Below are 20,369 nucleotides of genomic sequence, written 5' to 3'. Positions count from 1 at the left end.
ATGGCGCCCAAATAAAAAGTCATGTCCAGCGGGACAATGCCATAAAACGTCCGTGACCGCAGAATTGGCCCTGCAAAGGATCGCCCCAGCGTCAACAAATTACATTTCGCGAACATACAGAAACTGGAAACGGACCTGCGAGACCACGATGAGGATCGCTCTGCAGCCATCTGCATCGCACCACTGTGAGAACGCGAGGAGAGCCCCGGGAAACCTAGACTGGAACCATGGCAGATCGGCTGACACCTGAACGGCGTAGCTGGAACATGTCCAGGATCAGAGGCAAAAACACCAAGCCGGAAATGCTGGTCCGCCGGTTTCTTCACGCCAAGGGGTACCGCTACCGCCTTCACGGGATGGCCTCCGGCGGAAAGCTGCCCGGCCGGCCCGACCTTGTTTTTGCCAGTCGCCGCAAGGTCATCTTTATCAACGGCTGCTTCTGGCACTTTCATGAGTGCCGCGTAGGCCAACATGCGCCGAAGGCCAATGCAGACTTCTGGGAAACCAAGCGAAACACGACGAGAAAGCGCGACGCCGAACAACGCCTCCAGCTGGAAGCCTCAGGTTGGGATGTGCTCACCCTATGGGAATGCGAGCTCAAGAACCTGACCCGACTGGAACATCGATTGGACGAGTTCCTGTCAGCTGGCTAAGGTTCCTGTCAGCTGGCGCCTAAAGAGGAATCATTCCTGGGATGGAGCAAGCCTGTAACCAATGCCCCTGACCGTTTGCAGCCAGCGGGGGTTCTGCGGAGTGTCGCCGAGTTTCTTGCGCAGGTTTCCCATGTGCACCTCAACGGACCGTTCGTCGGCGTCGGAAATGTACCCGCCGACGTCGTACGGCTCGTCGCGAAGCCGGCGCACCAGCTCGGATTTTGTCCGAACGCGCCGTCCTGCTTCCAACAGCGCGTACAAGAGTGTGAATTCGGTCCGGGTCAGGTTGAGCTCCACGCCGTCCACAACAACCGTTCGTGCTTCATAGCTCAGCTCCAGGCCATTGTGCACAATCAGTTGTTCAGTGGAGGGTGCAGCCGCCGGTTCAGACGCGGGAGCATCTGAACGGGGCCGCCGCATCATCGCAGCGACACGCGCACGCAGTTCCCTTGGCCGGAATGGTTTGGTCAGGTAGTCATCAGCACCGGATTCAAGGCCGATAAGGGTATCGAGCTCTTCCGCCCTTGCGGTAAGCATCACGATGTAGGCGTCAGAGAACTGGCGGATCTGCCGGGCAACCTCGAAACCGTCGATATCGGGCAGGCCGAGATCCAAGGTGATAACTGCTGGATTCAGCCTTTTGGCCGCCTCAACGCCTTCTGAACCGGTACTGGCAGCGTGCACATCGAACCCTGCCTGCGCCAGGACGACACGCACGAGTCCTCGAATGTCCTCATCGTCTTCAATGACAAGACCTACACGTGATTCGCTCATCGCAGCCCCCTCAGTCCGCTAGCCCCGTCTGCAGTATAGCTCGCGGCGGATACCCTGTTGTTATGAATGCAGATAACCGCCTTAATTCGGCATTATGCGCGTGAGTACAGACAAAACGTGGAATATCCCATCAGGGCGCCTAATGTCTTTGAGGCGGCCTTTCCATAAGTACTCCCTGCGTGGCCGTGTGGGCCTCCATCAAATGCCGTTGTCAGTGACGACGGCCCTTACTGCTGTGCTGGTTATTGCCTATTTTCCGTCGTCCCTGGCCCATCCGCTTTTCGTCAGCTTTCTGGTTTCACAGGCTGTCATTCTGGTTCTTTGTTACGCCGTGCCTTGGGAGCGGCTCCCCTACCCCAGCTTCCTCATCATTCCGTTACTCGATTTCGTTTCCATTGGACTGGGCCGGGAGGGAGGCCGGGAAGGACTCACTGGAATTAGTCTGATGGCGGTCCTCCCTGTCATCTGGCTGTGCGCCTCCGGCCTGTATCCCCGCTCGGCCATCGCCGCATCCTTCTTTGCTCCTCTTGCGATCATCTGGGTTCCGCTGATTGTGCACGGGCAATTCAATGGGCAGGACTTTGCCCGCTCCCTGCTGCTGCCAGTGGTTACCCTGGGGATCGGCATTTCCGTCAGTGTCCTGACGCTCAGCATGATGCGGCAGCAACGGGATCTTAAGGCGAAAGACAAACAGCTGAGCGCTGCCCTTGCTGCGAGCACCCGGCAGGAAGACATCCTCAACACTGTGCTGGAAACCGTCCATCTGGGCGTCGTCGCCGTCGACGCCGACGGTCACGACATCCTGATGAACCGCAAGCAGCGCGCGCACCACAGGCTCGCCACTCCTCCCGACATAAGCGATCCGGATGAAACGCAGCTGCTGGTCTTCGAAGCTGATCGCGTCACCCCTGTGCCGGCCGAGTCCCGTCCGGTCCGCCGTGCTGTCAAGGGAGAGACGTTCACGGACTATCTGGTCTGGTTGGGGAAGGGCCATGACCAGCGGGCCATGAATACGAGCGCGCGGGCCATGAAGGACCGGGACGGCAACTTTGCGGGCTCCGTGGTGGTTTTCGGGGACGTGACCGAACTCGTTAACGCGCTGGCGGCAAAGGACGATTTCGTATCCAACGTCTCGCATGAATTCCGGACACCGCTGACGTCGATTTTGGGGTACGTGGAAATCCTGATGGACGAGGGGAAGCTGACGGAAGCGGAGACCTACCCGCTCAAGATCATCCGCCGCAACTCAGAGCGCCTGCTGTCCCTCGTTTCGGACCTGCTCTCCAGCCGGAGGGGACAGCTCATCGTCAGTCCACGTCCGGCAGACATGGCAGAGTTGGTGCGGGCAAGCGTGAGTGCTGCCATCCCGCGTGCAGACAACTCGGGCGTGCGGCTCCTCGCGAAAACTCCGCCAACGATGGACGCCCACGTGGACTCGGGCAGGATCTCGCAGGTCCTGGACAACCTGGTCTCCAACGCCATCAAATACTCCCCTAACGGGGGTGAGGTGGTGGTCTCCCTGCGCCCGGACGACAGGTATCTTGTGTGTGAGGTCAGGGACACCGGGATGGGGATGAGTGAGCATGACCAGGCCCATGCCTTCACCAAGTTCTTCCGGTCCGGCACTGTGCGCAGAACCACCATCCCAGGGGTGGGTTTGGGGCTGTCTATCAGCAAGGCAATTATTGAAGCCCACGGCGGCACGATCGAGCTTGAAAGTGCCCTGGGCGAAGGAAGCACCTTCACGTTCAGAGTCCCGGTGTAAGCCCCTGTTTAGACCGCCCGTGCAAACCTCCTCAGAGCAAGTTTCCAGGCAAGCTCACAGGAGACAGAACGCACTCCTGCCGGTACCATTTATTCAACCGGCAGGTGGTCTCCCCAAAGGTAGAACTGACCTAGGAGAGTATGCGATGCCTCGAAAACGGATGACCAAAGCAGTAACGCCTAAGAGCGGATCCGGCACCGGTAACCCCAACCCCCGAGCAGCGGACAAATTCGTTGATGTTGAAACCCTTCGCCATCAGGCGTCGGACATCATCGAGTCGATCCTCGGCGAGACTGAGCCGGAGGGTTCCGAAATCCGGGAGAGGCTCAGGCTGTGTCTGAGCCTTAACGCCGGAAATCCAGAGCGCGCGCTACTGCAGCACCTCATGTCCCTCCGCAGCCGGAGCCAAGCAGCCCGAAAAATTGCCTCAAAAATAAGGTGACCCCAACCGTCGACTGACCTCAAGCGGGCTGACCCCAACCGTCGGCTGAGCTCAAGCGCGCTATGACTGCCGCACCACATCGCCCCACGATTCCCGGGCAAGGTCCGCAATGGAAGCCAGAATCTTAGGCGCGGGCAAGGACAGGTCAATGGGATACTCCACGACGTCAATATCGGTGTTCAGGATCCGGCGCAGCTTAATTTCGCCTTGGCCCGCGTAGACGAGCCAGGCCGTGGGCACCTGCAGTGCTGTGCAGTAGGCCAGCATCTGGAAGTGGTCCGCTGATACTGACGCCCCAATGTCCGACGCCGCGCGGTACTTTGCATCGTAGACCGCCACCGGCCGGCCGCCCAGTAAGTGGACGGCGTCGGGAGTGACCGTGAGCCGGTCAGAGTCCCTGACTGCCTCGTTGAGCATGGCATCGTACCGCAGCCTGGTTTCCCCAGGGTAGGCAGCCATGGCTTGCCGAAGGGCGGTCCCCACAAAGTCGGCGAAAACCCGCGACATGTCCACCACAAAAGCGGCAGTATGCTGGTCTCCCTCTCCGGCTTCGGCCGAAGCATTCCTGAGAATGACTTCAGACAAGCGGAGTACAGCGTGATACCGCATGTTCATCCGGCTTGCCCGCCAGCGCGGCAGCGGAGCGCCAGACTGAAGCCGGGTAACGGCGTCGAGCTTTCCTTTGAGCTGGCGCAGCCTGCTCAACACGTCCGAACGCACCCCGGGGACTTTGGACATGCGGTCCAGGGCAGCCCGGAGGATCCGGTTTTCCGGGATGTCCTCAGTGAATTCGTCGTAGGAGACTTCAAGCGGCACCAACATCCCCGGGCGGCGCGAGATCTGGTCCGAAATCCGGATCCGTCCCTTCACTGTGCGCAGGGATTCGTCCACGTTCAGATAACCCTGCAGCAGGCCGCGGGTCAGTGCGCGCTCCGCCAGTTGGGCGAGGGATTCGGCCAGAGCGCTCCAGAGTTCCGAGTCCTCGACTGCGTTTACGGCATCGTCACGGAAGCCCTGATTGCCCGCGTAGCTCAGCAGGAAAAGGAGCCGGCTCAAACCCAGCCGGTCTTTAGGCCTTACATCCAACTGAACCGTGCCGGTCCGGACCGACCCCACCATTCCCACCGGTTCGATCCGATACAGGCCAAGGCCCATGGGCGACGCCTTGGCCAAACCGCTGGAGTTGATGAACGCAGCGCTGGCGGGGTCGAGCTTGTCGACGACGCCGCCGGACAGCTCATCCAGGATTATGTGCCGCGGTTTTTGGATGCCCCTTCCGGTCTGCTGAGTTTGCGTGGTCGGCTTGGCAGTCTCCAACGTGCGCTCAGCGGTCTGCAAGACGCCCCAGGAGCTGGTCCAGGCCGAAGCGCTCTTCCAGTTGAGCCCGGTTCAGCTGGCCGTGATAGTGCTCCTCCAGGAGCGGCATCAGCTCGTATTTCCAGATCCGGCGAAGCCCCGAAGGCGTCTGGGCAGCCTTCTTCATAAAGTACGAGGGCCCAATCATCAGGTCACGGTCCCACTCGTCGATGGCCTCGTTGAGCGCGTCCAGAAGCAGGGCCGGAGTGGTATCCAGCTTGCGGGACTGCAGGAAGCGCAGCAGCGTGCCCTTCACCGGCTCAGTTGTCGGGTGCAGTTCAATAAAAGAGAAACGACGGCGGATGGCGGCGTCCATCATCGCGATCGAGCGGTCAGCGGTGTTCATGGTGCCGATGATGTAGAGGTTGTCCGGCAAAGTGAAGGGCTCGTTGGGGCTGTACTGCAGGTAGATGCGGTCGTCACGGTACTCCAGGAGGAAGTACAGCTCGCCGAAAACCTTGGCCAGGTTTGCGCGGTTCATTTCGTCGATGATCAGGAAGTACGGCTTGGTCTCGTTGCCTGGCTTGGCAGCCTCCTCGGCCAGCCGCCGCAAGGGCCCGGCCACCAGCTTGAAGGACACCTGCCCCTCGTCGGTTTTGTCCGGTCGGAAACCCTCAAAGAAGTCCTCGTAGGCGTAGGAGGGGTGGAACTGCACAAGCTTCACACGCTCGTCGGTGGTGTCCCCGGCCAGCTCCGCGGCGAGGTGCTTGGCCAGGTAGGTCTTACCCGTCCCGGGCGGGCCGTAAAGGACCAACTGCCGGTTTTCCTCGAGAAGTTCAGCGATCTCCTGCAGCGGTTCCAGGTCCATATGCAGCGACGCGGCGAATTCCGGCGTCAGCGGACGGAATCCCTCCGGAACGGGATCGACGACGGCGGCCGGTGCGGCGTCGTCGTCCCCGGCTTCCGCCTCGGCCGGCAACAGCGCCTGCAGGGCCTGGATCACCCGGGTCACGTCCACGATGATTCCTGAAGCAGCGAGCTGCCGCTGGACATGGCGGGGAAGACCGGTCATGGTGTGCGTTTCGTCGAACCAACGCACCTTCCGGTGCATCCGCCGGTTGTCGTCGTCCTGTTCCGGTTCGCCGAGCACCACGCCTATCCGGACACTACCGGAACTTTGGTAGAGGGCAAGGTCGCCGGGCTTCATGACGCTCAGGAAACCAAAGACCGCAGTCTTGGTATCTTCGCGTTCCACGTAGCCAAGGTGCTTGTAGTCCTCATCCACAGCATGCTGAACCAGCCCTGCCGTAACGCCGGCGTCAAGCAGGCGGAGGTGTTCGACGTCGAGAGTCACTTTCTCATCGCCCTGCCAGGAGCTGAGGAGCTCGCTGTTGTCGTGGTGGGTGCGCAGAAGCCAGGCCCGGCGCCCAGGGTCTCCGACTTTTCGCCACTGACTCACGAGCTGCCGGGAGTACCAGTCGATGCGCTGCCCGGCCTGATCGTCCAAATGCAGGCGGATCCTGTGAATGTCGGCGGTGATTTCCTCATCGCTGTCACCTTTGGCCCCGCCTACGAGAGACGCGAAGGCGTCCCTGATTTCCTGGCGCTCAACATCAGCCACAACGGGTTCGAAGTAGCTGGGCCAGGCGAGGTATTCGATGCTTCTACGGATAGCCGGCTGATCCTCAGGCGTTCCGACCGCAAGCTGGTGGAAGGACAGGGGGTCCTGGAGCGCGTCGGCGATAACAGCTGTTGGCTGCTGGTCCACGTGCTGCACAAAGCGGCAGAGCCACTTCAGGTGGTCCCAGATTGTCCAGTTGAATTCGGCCGTACGGTCCCGAATGACGCCATGGTCCGTCATGCCCTGGTACAGCTCGATGGGCAACTCCAGCGGCGGCTCCAGCCAGGAAGCTGCTTCGGCAACCCGTGCGCGCTTGACCTTGAGCGACTTGACCTCGTGTGCCAGGGGCAGGGACTGGAGGAACAGCAATTCCACGGCCAACTGCTTGGCGTTTCGGGAAGCGTCCTGCAGGTTCTCCCGAAGGTTGGTCATCATGGGTGCCTTGGAGTCTGAAACGCCGCGTTCCAGGCGTGCCAGGAGCTCAGAGGCAGCGTCAGCTGTCCAGGTCAGCGTGAGGCCGTCCAAGGCCGAAGGTCTCCCCTGCAGGCCTGCCCCAAGAACGAACCAGGCGGCATCTTCGATCTCCTTGGAGATACCGAGGGCACGGGGCATGGAAGTCTTTAGGGCAGGGGTCATTCGACAAATTTACAGCCTTAAGCTGGGTGTCAGCACCATAAATTCTTTATTTCAGAAGCCGCAGCGGCGAGTCGGAGACGACACGGCTTCACTTGCCCGCCAGTTGACTACTTTACTGTCGGTAACTTCTTCCGGCCGAAGGCAAAATAGCTTCCCGGGCCGATGAAATTGATTAACGTGGCAAGCCTCCACATCGTCTTGCTGCCCCTGATCTGCTCAGCTGGACGCCGGGAGATGTCACGCTGTGCGGCAAGGAGCAGAGTGAGCTGGATGACTCCCACCACCACCGTCCCAAAGCGCGCCTGGGGCGGCATGTCCTTCCACTTCATCCGGTTGGACGATTTCATGTCAGCCCGTCTCTTGCTTGCCATCTTCGGCTCCTCTTCAGGTTCTGAATGGGACGTTAAAGCTAATGGACGAATGGAGCAAGCCTTTGCTTTTGATCGGGAGTAAGCCTCAACACCCGGCCACTAGCCTCATCCACAAAGGCCAGGTGGGTGGTGGCCTTGACACAATCCTCGCGAGTGACGGGATCTTGCACAAGGTAGTGGATATCGAAACTGGCGCCTTTGACGGCACCGATCCAGACTTGAACCACCGCGGGCACATTCCGGTATTCGAGGGTACGCAGGTAGCGGATCCGATGCTCCACCACCAAGGCCAGGGTTCCCTCCTCAACGTCGTTGAAGAGGGCAACCTGGGGTTCGATTCCGGGCAGGCCGGCTCCACGGGGCGGCCCGAAGGCCGCGATCCGTGCCTCCTCCAGCATGCGCACCACCTGCACGTTGTTGATGTGGCCATACGCGTCCATGTCCCCCCATCTCATGGGTACAAGTACCTCGAGGCGACGGGCTTCCGCGGCGGTCAGCTGCGCACCGCTGCCGACTCAGCGGTGAAGGCCGATTCTTCGGCATCCTCACCAGCAAACTGCGACATGTACAGGCGGTAATAGGCGCCCTTGAGCTCCAGCAGCGTCTGGTGGTTGCCCTGCTCCACAATCCGGCCGGCTTCCATCACCAGGATGGTGTCGGCGTCGCGGATGGTTGACAGGCGGTGCGCGATAACAAAGCTCGTACGGTCAGTCCGGAGAGCTGCCATCGCCTTTTGCACCAGGACCTCGGTGCGGGTATCCACCGAGCTCGTTGCCTCGTCCAGGATGAGCAGCGACGGATTGGCAACAAAGGCTCTTGCGATGGTGATGAGCTGCTTCTCACCGGCACTGACGTTGTTGCCCTCCTCGTCGATGACGGTGTCGTATCCCTCGGGCAGCGCCCTGACGAACCGGTCAACGAAAGTTGCCTTGGCTGCTTCCATCACCTGGTCATCTGTGGCGTCCAGGTTCCCGTACTTGATGTTGTCGTAGATGCTTCCCCCGAACAGCCAGGCGTCCTGGAGAACCATGCCCACCTTGGACCTCAGCTCGGACCGACTCAAATGCGTGATGTCCACGCCGTCCAGGGAAATACTGCCGCTGTTCAGTTCGTAGAAGCGCATCACAAGGTTCACGAGGGTCGTCTTGCCGGCACCGGTGGGCCCCACGATCGCCACTGTGTGGCCCGGCTCTGCGTTGAAGGACAGATCCTCGATGAGCTGCTTGTCCGGAGTGTAGCTGAAGGTGACGTTGCGGAACTCGACGTGACCGTCTGTCTTCGCCGGCAGGTGCTCCGTAGCTGTCTCGGCATCCTGTTCCTCGGCGTCGAGCAGCTCAAAGACCCGCTCGGCAGAGGCGACGCCGGACTGCAGCATGTTGGCCATGCCCGCCATCTGCCCCAGCGGCTGCGTGAATTCTCGCGAGTACTGGATGAATGCCGTGGCATCGCCCAGAGTCATTCCTCCCGAAGCCACGCGAAGGCCGCCGACAACCGCAATGCCGACGTAGCTCAGGTAGGAGATGAACTGCATCACCGGAAAGATGATTCCGGAGACGAACTGCGCCCCGAAGCTTGCCTTGTAAAGAGCCTCGTTCCGCTCATCGAAGCGGTCCAGCATGTCAGCGTCACGGCCGAAGACCCGCACGAGGTCGTGACCGGAGAAAGACTCCTCGATCTGGCCATTGAGCTGGCCGGTGTTTTTCCACTGCGCAGCGAAGAGCTTCTGGCTGCGGCTGCCGATGATTCCCGCAGCCACGCCTGACAGGGGCAAAGCCACCAGGGCAATCAGGGCAAGCTGCCACGACACAATGAACATCATGATTACGATGCCGATAACGGTCAGGAGTGAGCTGATCAGCTGGGCAAACGCCTGCTGAAGTGCCTGCTGGATGTTGTCGACGTCGTTGGTCACCCTTGAAAGGAGGTCTCCGCGCTGCCGGGTGTCGAAGTAGTTCAGCGGGAGCTTGTTCAGTTTCTTCTCCGTATCGTCTCGAAGCTTCCGGACGACCCTCATGACCAGGACGTTCAGGACATACCCCTGCAGCCAGAGGAACACATTGGCCACAAAGTACATCACCAGGACGAGGCTGATCAGGAAAGCGAGTTTCTGGAAATCGATGCCCACTCCGGGTACGAGTTCCATCCTGCTGACCATGTCGGCGAAGTTGTCCTGGCCCTGGCTCCGCAATCCTTCGACGAACTGGTCCTTACTGACGCCGGAAGGAAGTTCTTTTCCGACCACACCGCTGAAGATCACGTCCATGGCCTGGCCGAGGATCTTCGGGGCAACCACATTCAGGACCACAGCTACGGTCACCATGGCCAAGACCAGGTAAATTCCGGCAGCCTCGGGCTTCAACAGGCCCATCAGCCTCTTCGCCGAGGGCCAGAAATGTTCAGGCTTCTTGGCCGGAACGGATCCGAACATGCCGCCGTCGGCCTCGCCTGGTACAAACTCTTCCTCGACAAAGTCATCGTCGTCTTCCAACGCATCCATTACTGGTGCATCCGCCGGCAGGGCCGGATCTTCCTCGCCATGGCGGGTGGACAGTTTCTCGTTGGTGCTCATGCCACTTCCTCCGCGCTCAGCTGGGACTCAACAATTTCCTGGTAGGTGGTGGAGTTTTCGAGCAGTTCATCGTGGGTGCCACGGTCCACGATGCGGCCCCTGTCCAGCACCAGAATCTCATCGGCATCGGCGATGGTGGACACGCGCTGGCCAACAATGATGACTGTGGCATCGGCCGTTTTCGCTTTCAGGGCCCGGCGCAGTCGGGCGTCCGTTGCTACGTCAAGCGCCGAGAATGAATCGTCAAAGAGGAAGACCTTGGGTTCCGTCACCAGTGCCCTGGCGATGCACAACCTTTGCCGTTGGCCACCGGAGACGTTGGTGCCGCCTTGGGCTATCCTGGCGCCAAGACCTTTCTTCTTGTCCCTCACGAAGTCCGCCGCCTGGGCTACCGTCAGGGCGTCCCATAGTTCCTCATCGGTGGCCTCGGTCTTGCCGAATCGCAGGTTGTGCTCGATGGTGCCGGAGAACAGGTAGGGACGCTGCGGCACCATGGCTACCCTGTCCGTAATTTCGGAGCGGTGCAGGTTGGTGACAGGCACGCCGTCGAGCAGCACTTCACCGGACCCGACGTCGTAAAGCCTGGGCAGCAAGGACAACAAGCTGGTCTTGCCCGCACCGGTTGAACCGATGATGGCCAGCGTTTTCCCTGGCTCAGCCGTGAAGCTGATGTTGCTGAGGACTGGTTCCTCGGCCCCGGGATAGGCGAAGGAAACGTCGCGGAATTCGACGCGGCCGGATTTGTGGGTTGGCGCCACAGGGCTAAGGGGCTCATGGATGGACGGCTCGACGTCGAGCACCTCGCCGATGCGGTCAGCGCAGACTGAGGCGCGCGGAATCATCATGGCCATGAAGGTACCCATCATCACAGCAATCAGGATCTGTAGGAGATATTGGAGGAAGGCTGTCAGTGCACCTACCTGCATTTCGCCTGCCTCCACCCGCTGGCCGCCGAACCAGAGGACAGCGGCAGTGGAGATATGCAGGATCATGCCGATGGCCGGGAACATCAGGACGAAGAGGGCACCGATCTTCAAGGAAACATCGGTGAGTTCCTTGTTGGCGTCTCCAAAGCGCTCTGCCTCATGCGGTTCCCGGACGAAGGCGCGGACCACTCTGATGCCGATGATCTGCTCGCGGAGGACTCCATTGATGCGGTCGATCTTCGTCTGCATGGAGCGGAAGAGCGGCATCAGGCGAACCACGAGGTAGCCCACCACCAGAATCAAGACAGGAACTGAAACCCAGACAAGCCAGGACAGGTTGAGGTCTTCGCGGAGTGCCATGATGATGCCGCCGATGCACATGATGGGCGTGGCCACCATAAAGTTCAGACCCATCAGGACCAGCATCTGCACCTGTTGGACATCATTGGTGCCACGGGTGATCAGCGTAGGCGCACCGAAAACGTTGACGTCCTTTGCCGAGAAACTGCTGACTTTCCGGAAAACCCCACGCCGAAGGTCGCGGCCGATTGCCATGGCCGCCTTGGAGCCGTAGTACACCCCCGCTATTGCAGTAGCAACCTGTACCAACGCGACGCCCAGCATCAAGGCGCCGGTACGCCAGATGTAGTCCGTATCCCCGCGTGCCACGCCTTCATCAATGATCTGTGCGTTGAGGCTGGGGAGGTACAGGGCGGCGATGGTTGATGCCAGTTGAAACGCGATGACGGCAATGATGTATGGCAAATACGGCTTGGAATAGCGCCGTACGAGAGTGAGGAGCATGCCCACGGGTCCTTAAAGAAGAAGAGCACAGATTGGATAAGAGAAGTAATAGCAGCCAGGGCTGACAGTATTAGCGTCCCCACTCTACGAAATCTGTTGCCTGCACGAAACATTCTTCGGAAAAGATCATCCGAATGGAGTATTTCAGGGCGTATGCGAGTACTCCGGTTGGTTCCAGGTAGTCAGATGCTGGAAAGACGAGTACTCACTACTCGGGACTTCTGATTCAGCATCCCCATAGCCTCAAATCGTAAGCATGCTGATGAATCTCGCGAGGTGCGCTGATCCCATAACCCTCTTGAACGGGGGAAAGGCCCGCAGCTCGCGCGGAGTCATCAGTTTCATTAGTCGGTCTCAGATGGAGATCAACCATGAAACGGTTCCTTGCAACGATGGGGATCGTAGGCCTAACTTTCCTTGGCGCAACGGCGCCGGCCAATGCAACCTCGGAGCAGATCACAATCTGTCATGCTACCGGCTCTGAAACTCACCCCTATGAAGAGATAACGATCAACACAAGTGCGGTCAGCGCCCATGAGGATCATCAATGGGGCGAGGACATCATTCCGGCCCCGGCAGCGGGATGCCCGTCAGGCACTACGCCGCCTCCAGGACCAGAAACCCCTCCTCCAACAGATGGTAAGAAGGTGACCATTTGCCATGCAACCGGGTCCGCCACTAACCCGTTTGTGGTCATCACCATCGATGAGAATGCACTTCCTGCCCACCGCAACCATCAGGAGGGCGAAGATATCATTCCAGCCCCCGCAGCGGGATGCCCGGCAGACATGCCACCAATTGAGCCGCCGAAAGTTGTGCCGCCTGTAGTTCCACCGGCTGTGCCGCCGGCAGGAGCGGCAGCAGCACCACCAGCGGGCGCAGCCGCAGCTCCTCCGGCAGTGAACCCTGGATTCAATGCCCAAACAGCTGTTGCCAATAAAGCTGTTGCCAGTGACACGGAAACCGGAATGGCTGCCTGGATCGGTGGCATCGCGCTCCTGCTCGCAGCTGCTGGAATAGTTGCCCTTCGACGGCGAGAGCCAGCCACAGCTAACCAGACGGTTGCCGAATAATACCGGCCCGTAATACTGACCAGCGACGGAGCGAACGGGCATCGCATCAACAGGTGCGGTGCCCGTCAGTACCCCCGGGAAATGAGAAGCCGAGTGACTTTCGGCGAGCACGGCAGGCACCCACCCCTTCCCGCCGGACGTAAGGGAAGGTGGCTGAATCGCGGAGAAATACTGTTGCTCGTGTCGGCAGTCCTCGGCCTCTTCGCCCTGACATTATTGCCGGGCTTCGTATCTGCAGGTGGCTCCCTCGGAACAGGCAGCGTCAGCAAACCCGAGGGCATTGCGCTTAGTTCCCGGAGCGCGACACCGCCCCGGGCATCAGAAAGCCCAGCGTCAGAAGGCGCCGCATCCGTCCCGGCAGCCGCTCCGGTTCATCCTGCAAGCGTACTTCCGGCTGCTGCCCGCCCTACCCGCATCGTCTACCCCCTCGCGGGGATAGATGTAGCAGTCCATTCCCTGGAGCCAAGCCAGGACGAGAAGGTCTCCCGCACGCTCGTTCCACCACAAACGATGGACGGCTACTGGCTGGCTCCCTTTGGTGTTCCGGGAGCAGGATCCACGAACACGACCTACATCATTGGACACAGTTGGGAAGACCGGGAGGCTCCCTTTAATCAGCTGAGTTACGCTTCGGCTCCAAGGCAGGAGTTTGACGTGTTGACCGAAACGGGGACGGTTCGCTACAAAGTCGACTGGGTCACCACTTACCTTAAGGACACGCTCAAAGACAGCCCCATCTGGGAGATTGTTCCGAATCGGCTGGTCCTCATCAGCTGCTACACAGCAGACTTCTGGGGCAAAAACGTAGTGGTAGTGGCTTCCCCAGTTGCCACCTAGCCCATTCCTGCCGATTCCGCCGGAGCTACCGGTCCAGGTGGGTGGGGGCGAACATCTTGAGCAGGGTCTCAACCACGACGACGTTCGGTCCCTCTGCATTAAAAGCTGCCTTCAAAGCGTCCCCCACTCCCTGCGGTTCAACACGGGTGGCAGAAACACCGAATGCCTCGGCAAGTTTAACGAAGTCGGGCCGTGCTAGCTCCGTGGCGGTTGCTTTCCCGAAAGCATCGATCATGTATTCACGCAAGATGCCGTAACCGCCGTCGTCGACGATCAACCACGTAACCGGCACATTGTGCTGTTTGGCGGTGGCGAGCTCAGAGATGGAATACATGGCTGAACCATCGCCCGAAACAGCAAGTACCCGCGCCGCCGATCCTGATCGCCCTGTTGTGGCCAGGCCGACAGAACCACCTATGGCGGCCGGGAAGCCAAAGCCGAGGCCACCGGCTCCCTGGGCGGAGTGGAATTGCCCATCCTTGGCGTCCCAACAGCTCCAACCCCAATAAGCGGAAATGGTCATGTCCCAGAAGGTCTGCATATCCGCCGGGACGGCCTCACGGATATCAGCCATGAAGGTGAGCTCTTTGGTGAGGTCCTGGGATTCCAGGCGTGCCATGACTTTGGCCAGCGTCTCCCGCACCAGGTCCTCTGGGGTTGAACCGTGCCAGTCGGGTGTGACGGAGACGCCGGCACGTTGCAGGGCTTCGTCCAGGGCGGTGAGGGCCTGCCCGGCGTCGGCGCGGATCCCCAGGCCCGGGCGATTGGATTCGAGGACCCGGGGTTCGGCGTCGATCTGGATAATGCGGCCGCGCGGTTCGAAAGTGAAGTAGTTCGACGTGACTTCGCCAAGGGACGAGCCGATGACAATCAGCACGTCGGCGTCTTCGAGGACGTCGGTGACGTAGCGGTCCTCGATCCAGGACTGCAGGGAGAGTTGGTGGCTCCAGGGGAAAGCTCCGTTCCCGCCCGGAGTGCAGATCACGGGAGCCCGAAGCTTTTCAGCCAGGGCCAGCAGGGTTTTCTCGGCCCTGCCACGCCGGGTACCGCCGCCGGCAATAATGGCGGGACGTTTCGCCGTCGCCAGCCATTTCACTGCCTCACGGATCAGCTCCACGCGCGGCGGATTATCAGCTGCCTCGGCGAGCGCGTCCTCAACCGGAGGCACCATGATGGGATCGAGCAGGACGTTCTGCGGAATTTCCAGCCAAACAGGCCCTTGCGGGGAGGAAATGGCTTCCGTCCAGGCGTCCTGAATGGCCGATGGGATCCCCGAGGCATGCTGGATGAGCCGTTGGCTCTTGGTGACGTTGGCAGCCGACGCCTTCTGGTCGTCAAGCTGATGAAGCATGCCTTTGCGCCTGGCCCCGAGCCCTTCAAGAGGAATCTGGCTCGCAACCACCACCATAGGAACCCCGGTTGCATACGCTTCCTGCAGGCCTGCCAGTGACATGAGCGCCCCGGGACCGGTGGAGAGGAAGAGAACGCCTACTTCTCCGGTTGCCCGCGAGTAACCGTCAGCTGCAAATGCAGAATTGTTCTCAACCCGGGAGGAGACGAAATGCAGGTTTCCGCGGCCCATGGCATCAAAGAGGCCCAGGGCGTGCTGGCCTGGAATGCCGAATACGGTTTTGGCGCCGAGCGCCTCGAGGGTTTCGACGACGAGATCGCCGCCGTTCCGGACTGGCGCCTCCGTACCGGTCACTGTGCGTACTCCTCGGTGGACGACGGCGCGAAGCCGGCTGGCCTGCGCGATTCCTGGCCGAGGGCCTGCTGGGCGTACCCGTTGGCGGCCCCGAAGCGGTCCCCTTCGACGGCGTTGTCTGCCATCAGCGTCACCAGTTCGTAGGCCACATGACTGGCGGCGACTCCTGTGATCTCCGCATGGTCGTAGGCCGGAGCGACTTCGACAATGTCGGCTCCTACGAGGTTCATTCCACGGAACCCGCGAAGGATTTCCAGCAGTTCCCGGCTTGAGATGCCGCCGGCTTCCGGGGTGCCCGTGCCTGGGGCAAAGGCGGGATCGAGGACGTCGATGTCCACGGAGATGTACAGGGGGCGGTTGCCGATTCGGTCCCGGACCTTTGCCACCGTCTCCAGCACGCCTTGGTAGTAGACGTCCGCAGAGGTGACGATGCCGAACCCAAAGCGGTGGTCGTCGTCAAGGTCTTTCTTGCCGTACAGCGGACCACGGGTACCAATATGGCTGATGGCTTCGGTATCGAGGATGCCCTCCTCCACGGCCCTGCGGAACGGCGTCCCGTGCGTGTATTCGGCGCCAAAGTACGTGTCCCAGGTGTCCAGGTGTGCGTCAAAGTGGAGCATGGCGAGGGGGGCGCGGGCACGTTCCGCCGCTGCCCTCAGCAACGGAAGCGCGATGGTGTGGTCTCCGCCGAGAGTAACGAGCTTGCTCCCCCGGGCTGTGAGATCGAGGGCATTGTGCTGAATGGTCTCGATGGCCTCGTTGATGTTGAAGGGGTTCACAGCCATGTCCCCGGCGTCCGCCACTTGAATGTTCTCGAAGGGGCTCACGTCCCAAGCGGGGTTATACGGGCGAAGAAGACGGCTGGCCTCTCGAACATGGTTAGCGCCGAACCGTGCGCCCGGCCGGTAGGACACTCCTGAGTCGAACGGTACGCCGACAACCGTGACATCGGCGGCGGCAATCTGGTCCAGCCGCGGCAGGCGGGCGTAGGTGGCTGCCCCCGCATAGCGCGGAATCCGGGCCGAATCGATCGGTCCGATGTTGCCATTTGCTTCAATGCGGAGCTCTTCCAAAGGAATGCCTCTCCTTCGAGGATGGATCACTGGTTGTGACTGTCATCATACACTTGAAGTTGTCCTATGTGCACCAAATGTTTACGGCCTGCAGCCCCTACGATTCCGGCTGGGTTCGCCCCTTCGACGCTCCCGCCCAGTTACTGAATCCTTCAGCAGGAGTTCGACGGCGGTTTGGCCGGGACACGCGTTCGGGCCGTCGGTAACTGGGCGGGAAGGTTTGGGCTCAGGCAAACGTGTGGGAGGGTTTATGCACATAGCGGGCTCCGGCACTTTCGAATCAACACCTCCCCCGGTCTCCTTGAGGCATGGATCCCGTCCGTTACCTCAAGGAAATGGGCGGCGTGGCCCGAATCCACCAACTGACGAAGGCCGGTTTCAGCCGCAGCGACCTTGCGTTCCTCGTATCGGCAGGGGCGCAACGGCCCAAGCGGGGAGTCGTGGCGCTTCCCGGCTGCGACCCGGATTTCCTGGCGGCCGTCAGGAACAATGCAAGGGTCAGCTGCGTGAGCGCTGCAAAGCACTACGGCCTATGGTTGCGGCGCGCCCCCGACAGGCTGCACCTCAGTTGTAATCATGGCCACGGCGAGGGCTTTGTCCGGCACCGGACCGAGCGTTTTCCGACGTCGGGCCCCACCCCGCTGGCCGCCGTCGAAGACGTCATCCTGCACGCGCTGTGCTGTCTTCCCGTTCCGGTGTCTACCGCCCTGGCCGCTTCCGGGATGCGACTTCACGGCGTACCCCTCGCGCTCCTGGAGTCCGAGTTGACTGCAGACCGGTCCGGAACCGCCCGATCGGCACTTCGGCTCGTGGATCCGAGGTGCGAGTCATTGATCGAAGTCGAGGCGCTTCAGCTGTTTTCAGGCCAGGGGTGGCATGTGGAACTTCAGGTACCCCTCGAAGGCATTGGCCGAGTGGATTTCCTGATCGAAGGATTCCTCATCGTGGAAGTTGACGGGTTTGCCTACCACTCTTCACGGGAGGCAATGCGCAGGGATGTTGGCAGAAACAACGCCTCGACCCTGAGCGGGTATCCAGTGCTCCGCTACATGCCCGAGCACGTCTGGAACGAACCCCAGAGAATCCTGGCGGAAATTCGCGCAGTACTCACAGGCCGGATCATCCGCTGAAACTCGCTCCGTAATCCTTCCCGCCCAGTTACTCCCTGCACCGGGTCGGATTCGCCGGCGTTTCCCGCGCAACACACCAATCCAGCACCAGTAACTGGGCGGGAACGCAGCGAAGGACGGGCGCGAGGGCCGGGGCGGGAACTAGCGGCTGGCGGCAGGAACCAGGATCCAGAGCACTTCCACGGGTTCATCGGTGGGGTTAACCCAGGTATGCGGCTCGCGGCCAGGGAAGGTTACCGTGTCCCCCGAGCTGAGCTCATACTCCTCGTTGGTGAGGATCAGCTTGATGGTTCCCCTAATGACATGGAGCACGTCAACGTCGCAATCAACGGCGTAGAGCTCGGATTCGCCGCGCCCTCGGGGCTCGATCACAGCCTGGATAAGCTGAATCCGCCGCTCGGAGCGAGCCGTAAGGAGCCGCTCCACTATGCCTTGGCCACCAAGGGAAATCCGGGGGCCGTGGTCCTTCTTGGTCAGGTGGGTTTCCGGGGCTGCAAACAGATCACCGATGGAGATTGAAAGCACCTGGCACAGAGTCACCAGGGAGGCCACTGACGGCGAGGTCAGGTCGCGCTCAACCCGGCTCAGGAAGCCTTTGGTCAGCCCGGTGGCGTCTGCGACTTGTTCGATGGTGAGCCGCTGGGACTGACGCGCTGCACGGATCCTTGAACCGATGGCAACCGGAATATTGCTCGGTTCAACTGGTAGAGCCTTCATTTCTGAACCTTTCACGGCTGGCCGCTCGGCCCATCTCAGGAGTCATCCTAGCGGTCAGGAACGAGTGTGACGCAGCAATTCGCCACCCGTTAAGTGCGCGCCTTGACCGTTACCCACGTCACAGCTTACTCTTTCATGCAACAAGTGTTGTCTATTAGCAAACCCAGTTGGTCCAGGGCAATTGCCAAGCCAGGCGCGTAAGCGAAAACCCCGGCCATCCGTCCGGAATACCAAGGCGGTCAGCTGCAGAGACAAACCCCGTCTCCGCGCGAACTGCGTGCACTCCTCGTGCCTCCCCTCCAAGCAGCGGTTCTTTCTACTTCGGCAATTTGCCTTCGAAGAGGAACCTCCAGGCAGCTCCAAGGAGCCCTTCTTATGGATGCAAATTTCATCAATATCGCCATCGTGGTGGCCTATCTTGTCGCCATGCTGGCTTTCGGCTGGTGGGGAAAGTCCCGCACCAAGAACAACAGCGACTTCCTCGTAGCCGGGCGCCGCTTGGGCCCCTTCCTCTACACCGGCACTATGGCCGCTGTGGTCCTCGGTGGCGCTTCGACGGTGGGAGGTGTCGGCCTGGGTTACAGGTTCGGCATCTCCGGAATGTGGCTTGTGGTTGCCATCGGTTCCGGGGTCCTGCTCCTGAGCCTGCTCTTCGCCGGAACCATCCAGAAACTCAAGATCTACACCGTGTCCCAGATGTTGACATTGCGGTATGGCAGCCGCGCCACACAGACATCCGGGATAGTGATGCTCGCTTACACCCTGATGCTCTGCGCCACGTCCACCGGCGCCTACGCCACAATTTTCGTCGTGCTCTTCGGCTGGGACAGGGCTCTTGCCATCGCCATCGGGGGCGCTATTGTGCTGGTCTACTCCACGATTGGGGGGATGTGGTCAATCACGCTGGCTGACCAGGTCCAGTTCGTGATCAAGACAGTGGGCATCTTCCTGCTTATGCTCCCGTTCACGCTCAATGCAGCGGGTGGCCTGGACGGCATCCGCAGCCGCGTGGAAGACAGCTTCTTCCAGATCGACGGCATCGGCATCCAAACCATCATCACGTACTTCGTGGTTTATACCCTTGGCCTGCTTATCGGCCAGGACATCTGGCAGCGCGTCTTCACCGCCAGGACACCCCAGGTTGCGCGTTGGGGCGGCGCCACTGCAGGCGTCTACTGCATCCTCTACGGCGCGGCCGGCGCGTTGATCGGCTTGGGCGCCCGCGTCGCTCTGCCGGAGATCGACGTCGCGAACCTCGGCAAGGACGTGGTCTATGCGGAGGTGGCGACCAACCTGTTGCCAATCGGCATCGGCGGACTGGTCCTGGCAGCGGCTGTCGCGGCCATGATGTCCACGGCTTCCGGGGCTCTCATTGCAGCTGCAACGGTGGCCCGTGCCGACGTACTCCCCTTCGTTGCCAGCTGGTTTGGCAAGGACATCAACACCGAGGACAGCGAGAATCCTGAGCACGACGTCAAGGCGAACCGCATGTGGGTACTGGCGCTGGGGGTTGTTGCCATCCTCATCGCCATCATCACCCAGGATGTGGTGGCAGCGTTGACCATCGCGTACGACATCCTCGTAGGCGGTCTGCTGGTTGCCATCCTCGGCGGGTTGGTGTGGCATCGCGGTACAGGAGTTGCCGCCGCCGCGTCCATGGCCGTCGGTTCGGTCGTTACCTTGGGAACAATGATTATCCTGGAGATCAACGCCGCCGCGCCGTTGGACGGGATCTACGCCAACGAGCCCATCTACTTCGGACTGATCGCTTCAGCCGTCGTCTACATCGCAGTATCGCTGCTGACCAAGCCCACTGATCCCCATGTGATGAGGAACTGGTTCGCGAGGGTCGCCGGGCGTGCAGAAGAGGAAGAGGCCATTCCGGCGGCATTGAAACCCGCCATCCCGGACGCCGTCTCCTAAACGTCCTCCCACAACAGAGGCAAAATGCACGACGGCGGTACCTCCCAGGTTGGG

17 protein-coding genes are annotated in these 20,369 nt (G+C 60.8%); 7 read left to right on the top strand and 10 right to left on the bottom strand.

Annotation, left to right across the window (positions count from 1 at the left end; all coding sequences use genetic code 11):
• Window positions 1-227 precede the first annotated feature (227 nt).
• The gene (locus tag RIN13_RS07275; RefSeq protein ID WP_309106663.1) at window positions 228-653 is read left to right on the top strand and encodes a very short patch repair endonuclease; all 426 of its coding nucleotides are present in this window, start codon (window positions 228-230) and stop codon (window positions 651-653) included.
• Window positions 654-683: 30 nt separating this feature from the next.
• Here the strand turns inward: RIN13_RS07275 and RIN13_RS07270 are convergent, their stop codons facing one another.
• Window positions 684-1,427, bottom strand: a complete 744-nt coding sequence (locus RIN13_RS07270) for a response regulator transcription factor (RefSeq protein ID WP_309106662.1) — start codon at window positions 1,425-1,427, stop codon at window positions 684-686.
• 142 nt (window positions 1,428-1,569) lie between these two features.
• Here RIN13_RS07270 and RIN13_RS07265 point away from each other — a divergent pair, with 142 nt between their 5' ends.
• Entirely contained in the window at window positions 1,570-3,192 is a 1,623-nt protein-coding gene (locus tag RIN13_RS07265) for a HAMP domain-containing sensor histidine kinase (protein WP_309106661.1), read from the top strand.
• Between the two features lie 145 nt (window positions 3,193-3,337).
• Window positions 3,338-3,634, top strand: a complete 297-nt coding sequence (locus RIN13_RS07260; RefSeq protein ID WP_309106660.1) for a hypothetical protein — start codon at window positions 3,338-3,340, stop codon at window positions 3,632-3,634.
• A 60-nt stretch (window positions 3,635-3,694) separates the two neighbouring features.
• Here RIN13_RS07260 and RIN13_RS07255 read toward each other — a convergent pair whose 3' ends face one another.
• The 6 genes from RIN13_RS07255 to RIN13_RS07230 form a co-directional block, all read right to left on the bottom strand.
• Complete coding sequence (locus RIN13_RS07255; protein WP_309106675.1) at window positions 3,695-4,951, bottom strand: restriction endonuclease; 1,257 nt, start codon at window positions 4,949-4,951, stop codon at window positions 3,695-3,697.
• 7 nt (window positions 4,952-4,958) lie between these two features.
• A complete protein-coding gene (locus RIN13_RS07250) occupies window positions 4,959-7,187 on the bottom strand; it encodes an AAA family ATPase (protein WP_309106659.1) in 2,229 nt (742 codons plus the stop codon).
• Window positions 7,188-7,294: 107 nt separating this feature from the next.
• Window positions 7,295-7,558 carry a hypothetical protein gene (locus RIN13_RS07245; protein WP_309106658.1) on the bottom strand — a complete coding sequence of 88 codons (264 nt, stop codon included), beginning with the start codon at window positions 7,556-7,558 and terminating at the stop codon, window positions 7,295-7,297.
• Window positions 7,559-7,596: 38 nt separating this feature from the next.
• Window positions 7,597-8,013, bottom strand: a complete 417-nt coding sequence (locus RIN13_RS07240; RefSeq protein ID WP_309106657.1) for a thioesterase family protein — start codon at window positions 8,011-8,013, stop codon at window positions 7,597-7,599.
• A gap of 38 nt (window positions 8,014-8,051) precedes the next feature.
• Window positions 8,052-10,127, bottom strand: coding sequence for an ABC transporter ATP-binding protein (locus tag RIN13_RS07235; RefSeq protein ID WP_309106656.1), 2,076 nt, complete (start codon window positions 10,125-10,127; stop codon window positions 8,052-8,054).
• Complete coding sequence (locus RIN13_RS07230; protein ID WP_309106655.1) at window positions 10,124-11,857, bottom strand: ABC transporter ATP-binding protein; 1,734 nt, start codon at window positions 11,855-11,857, stop codon at window positions 10,124-10,126. The genes RIN13_RS07235 and RIN13_RS07230 overlap by 4 nt, the downstream gene beginning before the upstream one ends.
• 647 nt (window positions 11,858-12,504) lie before the next feature.
• Here RIN13_RS07230 and RIN13_RS07225 point away from each other — a divergent pair.
• Complete coding sequence (locus RIN13_RS07225) at window positions 12,505-12,930, top strand: LPXTG cell wall anchor domain-containing protein (protein ID WP_309106654.1); 426 nt, start codon at window positions 12,505-12,507, stop codon at window positions 12,928-12,930.
• Window positions 12,931-13,110: 180 nt separating this feature from the next.
• Window positions 13,111-13,767, top strand: coding sequence for a class F sortase (locus tag RIN13_RS07220; protein ID WP_309106653.1), 657 nt, complete (start codon window positions 13,111-13,113; stop codon window positions 13,765-13,767).
• A 25-nt stretch (window positions 13,768-13,792) separates the two neighbouring features.
• On the opposite strand, the gene RIN13_RS07215 is transcribed toward RIN13_RS07220, so the two are convergent.
• A complete protein-coding gene (locus tag RIN13_RS07215; protein ID WP_309106652.1) occupies window positions 13,793-15,472 on the bottom strand; it encodes a thiamine pyrophosphate-binding protein in 1,680 nt (559 codons plus the stop codon).
• Window positions 15,469-16,545 (bottom strand): agmatinase, encoded by a 1,077-nt coding sequence (speB, locus tag RIN13_RS07210; RefSeq protein ID WP_309106651.1) that lies wholly within the window; start codon window positions 16,543-16,545, stop codon window positions 15,469-15,471. Before speB ends, RIN13_RS07215 begins: the two co-directional genes overlap by 4 nt.
• A gap of 308 nt (window positions 16,546-16,853) precedes the next feature.
• Between speB and RIN13_RS07205 the strand changes: the two genes are divergently transcribed.
• A complete protein-coding gene (locus RIN13_RS07205) occupies window positions 16,854-17,675 on the top strand; it encodes a DUF559 domain-containing protein (RefSeq protein WP_309106650.1) in 822 nt (273 codons plus the stop codon).
• 141 nt (window positions 17,676-17,816) lie between these two features.
• On the opposite strand, the gene RIN13_RS07200 is transcribed toward RIN13_RS07205, so the two are convergent.
• Entirely contained in the window at window positions 17,817-18,392 is a 576-nt protein-coding gene (locus RIN13_RS07200) for a cupin domain-containing protein (RefSeq protein WP_309106649.1), read from the bottom strand.
• A gap of 375 nt (window positions 18,393-18,767) precedes the next feature.
• Here RIN13_RS07200 and RIN13_RS07195 point away from each other — a divergent pair, with 375 nt between their 5' ends.
• Window positions 18,768-20,315 carry a sodium:solute symporter gene (locus RIN13_RS07195; RefSeq protein ID WP_309106648.1) on the top strand — a complete coding sequence of 516 codons (1,548 nt, stop codon included), beginning with the start codon at window positions 18,768-18,770 and terminating at the stop codon, window positions 20,313-20,315.
• Window positions 20,316-20,369 lie beyond the last annotated feature (54 nt).

The sequence above is a fragment of the Arthrobacter sp. genome, assembly GCF_031179985.1.
Classification (GTDB): domain Bacteria; phylum Actinomycetota; class Actinomycetes; order Actinomycetales; family Micrococcaceae; genus Arthrobacter.
Note: the sequence above shows the minus strand (reverse complement) of the source record. Positions and strands in the feature narration are given on the sequence as shown.